General features: G+C 47.7%; 5 protein-coding genes. 3 read left to right on the plus strand and 2 right to left on the minus strand.

From position 1 onward, the window contains the following. Positions 1 to 372: 372 nt before the first annotated feature. Entirely contained in the window at positions 373 to 1,683 is a 1,311-nt protein-coding gene (locus tag G519_RS0137430; protein ID WP_029198899.1) for an aminotransferase class I/II-fold pyridoxal phosphate-dependent enzyme, read from the minus strand. A 113-nt stretch (positions 1,684 to 1,796) separates the two neighbouring features. Then, positions 1,797 to 2,387 carry a GNAT family N-acetyltransferase gene (locus G519_RS0137435; RefSeq protein ID WP_029198900.1) on the minus strand — a complete coding sequence of 197 codons (591 nt, stop codon included), beginning with the start codon at positions 2,385 to 2,387 and terminating at the stop codon, positions 1,797 to 1,799. Between the two features lie 238 nt (positions 2,388 to 2,625). Between G519_RS0137435 and G519_RS0137440 the strand changes: the two genes are divergently transcribed. The 3 genes from G519_RS0137440 to G519_RS0137450 all read left to right on the plus strand — a co-directional run. Further along, positions 2,626 to 4,200, plus strand: coding sequence for an aminotransferase-like domain-containing protein (locus G519_RS0137440; RefSeq protein ID WP_029198901.1), 1,575 nt, complete (start codon positions 2,626 to 2,628; stop codon positions 4,198 to 4,200). A gap of 87 nt (positions 4,201 to 4,287) precedes the next feature. After that, a complete protein-coding gene (locus G519_RS0137445) occupies positions 4,288 to 5,730 on the plus strand; it encodes an NAD-dependent malic enzyme (RefSeq protein WP_029198902.1) in 1,443 nt (480 codons plus the stop codon). 345 nt (positions 5,731 to 6,075) lie between these two features. Continuing rightward, on the plus strand, positions 6,076 to 6,327 hold a 252-nt coding region (locus tag G519_RS0137450), incomplete at its 3' end, for a helix-turn-helix domain-containing protein (protein ID WP_029195754.1).

Genomic DNA, 6,327 nt, shown 5'->3' on the forward strand with positions numbered 1-6,327 from the left:
CTTTTTGTGAACATCTAAACCGCATGCACGTTCAATAAGTACTTGCATGTGAATCACCTTTCTACGGCTAATAAATTGAGGCTGGTGCAGCAAACCAATATAGGGTTAATCTACCCTGCGTGCTTCCCAAGAGGGAGCAACAGTCCGTGGTGCACCGCGGTCGCTGTGGTCAGACTAACGGTAGGGCTCAAGGCACCATAGTTCAACGACCTTCCTCGCCAGCCGTACTATTATTATAAAACGCACTGAATAAATTTTCATTATTCCGTGGTGCCCCGTGAGGGGCATGGTTGGCTAACGAGAAGTACAAACGAGAAGAACAAAAAAAGCACTCTCTAACTTGAAGTTAGGAAGTGCTCTTTTTTGTTCATTTTATTTGCTTGCTGAGACGGTTTCTATTTCTTTAACGCTTTGATAAATGAGGTTGAATAGCTCTTCGAGGCTGCCTTCTTCAATACAGGAGAAAGCAACGCGGAGGTCAGTAGAGCCTAAGGCGATTGTTCCTACACCATGCTGATCAAGCAAGTGAACACGTAAGGCTTCGGCATCAACGGTTTTGAGCTTCAAGCACATGAAGTAACCGGAGTTGAACGGGTAATAGCCCCATGCATCATTGAACTTTCCACTGTCCAAAATGGACTTGGTGCGGTTAGCGCGGCCTTTCATGATTTCGTATTTCTCTTGTTTTTGTTGACCAAACTCAGGAGAGTTAAGAGCGTGAAGCACGAAAGTTTGAGACGGGTGAGGACCGCTGGATATGGTCGCACGGATGATCCCCATTGTTTTCTGCTCTAAGGCGCTGAGAAGTGCTTCGCTTTGGCCTGCATACGTAATGAAGCCTACACGGAAGCCCCAGACGTATTCTTCTTTGGTGGCTCCGTCGATTTTGACAGCGAGCACACGCGGGTGAATGTCAGCCAATTGACCGAACAAGGACTCGTGCAGGGACCCTTCGAAGAAAAGACCGAAGTAAGCGTCGTCCGTGAGTACGATGACGTTGATGCCTGCTTCAGCAGCATCTTTGATGGCAGCAGAAATTTCTTTCCCTTCTTCAGCGCCAGGCGTGTAGCCTGTTGGGTTGTTCGGGAAGTTCAGGACAACGATCGCTTTGCCTTTGGATTTTTGAGCAAAAAGAGCTTCACGAAGTCCAACTGCATTAAATTTTTGCTCTTCGTTGTATAACGGGTAATTCACAATTTGGGCACCGCGGCGGATTTCGAAGGTGAGCTCGTAATTTTCCCAGTTTTTATCCGGAATAATTACTGCGTCGCCAACATCTGCGAAAAGATCAGCAGCAATGCTTAGACCATGGGTCAACGCATTCGTAACAATCGGATTACCGATCCGTTTGTTGCCAATTTCGGGATTTTCCTCGAGCATTTTTTTGCGCCATGCTGTCCGAAGTTCAGGTTTACCCGCAGGTGGTGCATATTCATATATATCTTTTGGTGCATAGGTGGAAAGTGTGTCTTGAATGACCTTCAGATGCATAGGTTGACCATTTTCGATAGCAATACCAATGGTAGCATTGTATTTCTTGGCTTTAGCCTTTGCTTCAGCAGATTGACTGAGAATGCCTTCTTTCGGGAAGTAAATCGATCTACCTAATGCAGAAAGCATGTCATGCACGTGAGAATTTTCACGTTCCAGGGTCTCGTTTAACTGTCGTGCCAGAGGATTCATAAGAGTGGGTCATTCCTTCCAATGAGCTATTCATTTTTTGCAGTTATTATACCACTTTAACAAGTGTACGTCACTGCGTGAAACAAATATTTTCGGATTGGTTTGGATAGGGATTACACGCTTACATTATTTAAAAAACTTTCTAATCGCTGTTTAACCTCAGGCCATTCGGTATCAAGGATGCTAAACATGACAGTATCACGTATATAGCCATCGTGAAGTATGCGATGTTGACGGAGAATACCTTCTTTTTTGGCGCCTAATCGAGCAATAGCGGTTTGAGAGCGTTCGTTCCGCAAGTCCGTTTTTAGCTGGACACGGAGAAGGTTTAAGGATTCGAAGCAGTGGTTCAGCAGTAAATACTTGCATTCGGTATTAACGCGTGTACGCCAAACTTGGGAATTGTACCAGGTATGACCAATCTCCAGATTCCGATGTTGGGTTGAAATATCGAAGAGACGTGTGCTGCCGACGAAAGCATCGGTGATCTTGTCATAGACGCTGTAAGGGATGCCCAGTCCTGCTTTCTGTTCTTCTAGTGCTTGGTGAACAAAATTTTCTACATCTGCCGGACTATGAAGCGGCGTCATATATGCCCATATGTTTGGATCGGCAGCCGCTTCTAGTAGGCCGGTTATATGGGATTTTTGCATAGGCAGCAGGGCGACACGCTCTCCTTCTAAAATAAGAGGTTGTAGATTCATTGGAATTCTCTCCTTGTCATAAAGTCAGTTTTATGAGATTTTAGAAAGCATAATAGAAAAGTGGAGTAATAAAAAGAACCAATTTTGATGAATTTGTGTGTACCATTGCGGAACATCGTTAAACACAAAGGAACAAATGTAATTTGCATCATTTATAACAGAAGATTGTCCTAAATATTCATCGATTACTTCATTTGCAGCTTAACGAAATCTTACTATAATGATCGGAGGAGCAAGCATGGAGTTTCACATACCCTACCATTCCTATCGAACCCAATATACGAGCAAGTATGCCGCTTTGTATCACGCTCTTCATGATGAAATACTTGCAAATAGACTGAAATTGAATACGAAGCTCCCATCGAGTCGTGAACTGGCAGTTTTGTTTGGGCTATCTCGTGGAACCGTTAATCAGGTGTATGAGATGCTAATTGCTGAAGGCTACTTGCAGGCTGATGTGGGGAGAGGGACTTTTGTTGTATATGCCAGCGGGCAGGAGAAGAAAGAGCATGTTAGCAGGAAGGAGTTTAGGCTATCGGTCTGGGGGACGCGGGTTCTTGATGGGGATTGGGTAGGGCGGGGGGAAGGACAAGGACAAGGACAAGGACAGGGACAAGGTCAAGGGCAAGGACAAGGACAAGGACAAGGACAAGGACAAGGACAAGGACAAGGACAAGGACAAGGACAAGGACAGGGACAAGGACAAGGACAAGGACAAAGGCGAAAGATTTCGTTTGCGGTGGGTCGACCGCTAATGGATGAGTTTCCGCGGGAGCTGTGGAACCGCGGGATGTATGAGCAGGTGCGGCGGATGACGGAGTCGCCGCACGAGGAGGCCTACAACGCCGAGGGGCATTATGCGCTTCGCGAAGCGATCGCACAGCACCTGAGGCGGATGCGGGGAATTGATGCGCCGCCAGAGCGCATCGTAATCGTCAATGGGTCGATGCAAGCGATAGCGCTGCTGACCCAGGTGCTCGTGAATGAAGGCGATCCAGTCGTACTGGAGCGCCCGGGGTATCCAGGCACCAGCCGCGCAGTGCTGGCGGCTGGCGGAGTCCCCGTCCACGCGGCGGTGGACGGGCAAGGGCTAGTCCCGCAGCCGTGGAACGCACGGCTGATGTTCGTGACACCCAGCCGCCAGTACCCTACGGGGGCGGTGCTGGGCTTAGAGCGCCGCCAGCAGCTTCTGCGCTGGGCGGAAGAGCAGGGCGCTGTCATCGTCGAAGACGATTATGACAGCGAGTTCAGGCACCGCGGGCGGCCAATTGAGCCGCTCAAGGTGCTAGACCAAGAGGAGGGCCGAGTGGTTTACATCGGCACCTTCTCCAAAACGATGCTGCAAGAGCTGCGCATCGGATACGTCGTGCTGCCGGAGGCGCTGCAGGTCGCTTTTGTGGCCGCGAAGCGGCTTTATGAGCCGCACCCTTCGGGGCTGCTCGAACAGCGCTCGCTCGCCGCTTTTATGGCGAGCGGCGGCTACGAGCGACACCTGCGCCGCATGCGGCGGGTGTACGCGAGCAAGTTCTTGCTCCTGCAAGCGCTGCTGCAGGAGCAGCTCTCCACCCTCTTCGAGTGGGTGGAAAGTGATAGCGGGCTGCATCTGTTCGGCTGGTGGCGGGGCGACTTCAACAGCTATGCCTCCTATGCAGCCGCATGCCGTGAAGTTGGCGTCTCGTGGAGCGACGCAGCGTTTTACGACCTCCCCCAAGAGCGAGCTGGGGCTATCTTCGGTTTTGCACATCTAACCGAGGAGGAGATTCGCAGCGGCGTTGCTCTCCTGCGACATGTTTATGAAATTGTCACAAAATGACCAATTTGATTTTTGGCAAGGTCGACATTGTATGCTATGATCTAACATGATGGTCAATTAATTATCTTCTTAGGAGTGATCCTTATTATGGCGGGGTTAAATGGTGGAGGCACAAGCGTTATTGTGCGTTTGGAAATACATAAAGAATTGGTCACTTTTGGTAAAATTGCTACAGCTATAGGTGATGCAGGCGGCGATATTGTCGCGATTGACGTAACACGAGCTAGTAAAACAACAACAACGCGCGATATTACGGTAAAAGTTAGCGACCCCGAACATACGGAATCCATAACTCAAGTGTTGAAGGATATTCCAGGCGTCCGCTTAATTAACGTTTCAGACCAAACGTTTCTCATGCATTTGGGCGGGAAGATCGAAGTGACTCCGAAAATGCCTATTAAAAATCGGGACGACCTATCCCGTGTGTATACACCGGGGGTTGCTCGAGTTTGTATGGCTATTCATGAAGACCCTGTTAAAGCACACTCATTAACAATAAAACGGAATACGGTTGCTGTTGTGTCGGATGGCACAGCGGTCTTAGGTTTAGGAAATATTGGTCCGGAAGCGGCGATGCCGGTGATGGAAGGAAAGGCTATGCTGTTCAAGCAGATGGCGGGTGTAGATGCGTTCCCGATTTGTTTGGATACGCAAGATACCGAAGAAATTATTCGTACGGTAAAAGCGATTGCACCAGCATTCGGCGGTATTAATTTAGAAGATATTTCTTCGCCTCGTTGTTTTGAAATTGAGGAAAGATTAATCAATGAACTAGATATTCCTGTATTCCACGACGATCAACATGGAACGGCAGTAGTTATTCTTGCAGGCCTGCTCAATGCTGTTAAGCTCGTGGGCAAGAATTTGGAAGATTGTAAAGTAGTTATCACGGGCATTGGAGCTGCGGGGATTGCTTGTACGAAGATGCTGTTAGCTGCCGGTGTTACAAATGTTATCGGTGTAGATCGACAAGGCGCAATTGTACGCGGAGAGAGCTATACGAATTCGGCTTGGGAATGGTATGCAAACAATACGAATCCATTTTTACAAAAAGGACTACTGTCAGATGTTATACCAGGCGCTGATATTTTCATTGGGTTATCGGGGCCAGGTGTACTTAAGGCTGATGATGTGAAGAGAATGGGCACTGATCCGATCGTGTTCGCGATGGCAAATCCAACACCGGAAATTACTCCGGAAGAAGCTGAACCTTATGTTCGTGTCATGGCAACCGGCCGTTCGGATTATCCGAATCAAATTAATAATGTTCTTTGCTTCCCGGGGATTTTCCGCGGTGTGCTTGATTGCCGTGCTTCACGCATCACGCAAGAAATGAAGCTGGCAGCAGCCAAAGCCATTGCATCGGTAGTAAATGAAGATGAGTTGAACGAATATTACATTATTCCAAGTGTGTTCAACACTGCTGTTGTTGAGAAGGTACGAGAAGCGGTCATGGAAGCCGCCTATGAATCTGGTGTAGCCCGTCGCCGCAACCAGCGTGAGACACATGATGCACACCACCACGAATAAGTCATAATAATTAGCAGTTCGGGAAACCTCATTGAGGTGATCCGAACTGTTTTTTCGTTTCTGCCAAGAAATGATAATTTGGGGCAAGGCAGTTAGCTAGCTGCGTGAGTTCAAGACCACACTAGATGCAGTTTGTACATCAAAATTATGAGTTAGCATCCATTTTTGGGAAATTACCTGCAAAATGTGCAGCTAATTTCTCCTCAACGGGTTCAAAAGGGCGTTTTCGGGAGAATTTGATGTAGGAAATGCAGTAATTCATGAGGAATGCTCTGAAGCCCCCTAATTAGATTGGAGTCATCAATATGCAATAAGGTACAATATTGGTGAGGGGGAATGAGACGTATGAAAAGCAATATCCTATATGATGAGCAACGAATCAAGGTAGCTCAAGAGGCACTTAGTGGAACGAAGTTATCTTATCTTGCACGTAAATATTCAGTGTCTCCTAGCACGATCACGAACTGGGTTAAGTTCTACAAAGAAAGATTTGGTGAGGAATCCCTTCCTTCTGTGAGTGAGCGTATAGAAGATTCTAAACGCCTTCAGGAGTTGGAAACCAAGATGGATACAGCCATTAAGCTGCTTGGAGAAAAG

Source organism: Paenibacillus alginolyticus DSM 5050 = NBRC 15375, assembly GCF_000422905.1.
Classification (GTDB): domain Bacteria; phylum Bacillota; class Bacilli; order Paenibacillales; family NBRC-103111; genus Paenibacillus_E; species Paenibacillus_E alginolyticus.